The 1,279-nt window shown below is 48.9% G+C and carries 1 protein-coding gene; it reads left to right on the plus strand.

Annotated features, from left to right (window positions below; all coding sequences use genetic code 11):
- A partial coding sequence (helD, locus tag GRP75_RS27250; protein WP_272917250.1) for an RNA polymerase recycling motor HelD occupies positions 1 to 1,279 on the plus strand: 1,279 nt, incomplete at both ends.

Raw genomic sequence — 1,279 nt, forward strand, 5'->3', positions numbered from 1 at the left:
TCTACAGAGGCGTTAGGTCGTTTTAAAAAGTTGCTTGATTCACCCTATTTTGCACTCATTGATTTTGCTGAGAAAGGGCAGACTGCGGAACGTGTTTATCTAGGGATTGCCTCCCTGCTGGATAATCAAGATGAGGAGTTTCTGATCTACGACTGGCGCGCGCCTATTTCCAATCTTTATTACGATAACATGCCGGGCCCCGCTTCATATAAGAGCCCGGCAGGGGAGATGGAAGGGGAACTCACGCTTAAGCGCCAATTCTCGATCCGTGATGGACAGATCCGTTTTATGTTCGATACAGGGGTGACGATTGGAGACGAACTTCTTCAAGCTGTATTGAGCCGCAGCTCGGATGCTCAAATGAAAAGTATTGTCGCTACCATCCAAAGGGAGCAGAATCGCATCATTCGTGATGATCGAAGCCGGATGCTCATTGTTCAGGGGGCGGCAGGAAGTGGCAAAACCTCTGCTGCGCTTCAGAGAGTAGCGTATTTGTTGTATAAGTACCGGGATCGCTTACGAGCAGATCAGGTCGTGTTATTTTCGCCTAACCCGATGTTCAACAGTTATGTATCGACAGTATTGCCTGAATTGGGTGAGGAAAATATGCTTCAGGCCACGTTTCAGGAATATTTGGAGCGGCGTTTGGGCCGGGAGTTTCAGTTAGAAGATCCATTTGAACAGCTGGAATATGTGCTTTCAGCTTCGTTACAGCCTGGGTATGAAGCCAGGATGGAGGGTATCCACTTTAAGTCGTCCAAGACATTCTTACATGTGATTACAAGCTACAAGACGTATTTGGAACAGGAGGGAATGCGTTTTAAACCTATCCGCTTTCAGGGACGTGAGGTAGTTTCAGTAGAGCAAATGGCACGCAAGTTTTATGAATTCGACTCTACGGTGCGGCTGGCGAACCGATTGGAATTGCTGCGGGATTGGATGCTCAAAGAGCTGGCCCGCTTTGGTAAGGAAGAATGCTCCGCCCCATGGGTGGATCAACAGATGGATCTGATGGAGCCGGAGGATTATCAGCGTGCCTATAACCGCATGCGCCGTAAATCCAAGAATAAGGGCGATACCTTCGACGATTTTACGCGTGAAAGAGAAATATTGGCGCGTATGGTGGTCAGTGACCGCTTAAAGCCCCTGCGCAAATGGATTAAGGCGCTTCGCTTCGTAGATACGACCCGGCTCTACAGCGAGCTGTTTATGAATGAGGCATTGTTGAGCCAACTGGCGAATCATGCAGAGCTGCCCGTCAGCTGGGGTGAAATTAGTC

The sequence above is a fragment of the Paenibacillus sp. OT2-17 genome (assembly GCF_009827695.1).
Taxonomy (GTDB): Bacteria; Bacillota; Bacilli; order Paenibacillales; family Paenibacillaceae; genus Paenibacillus; species Paenibacillus polymyxa_B.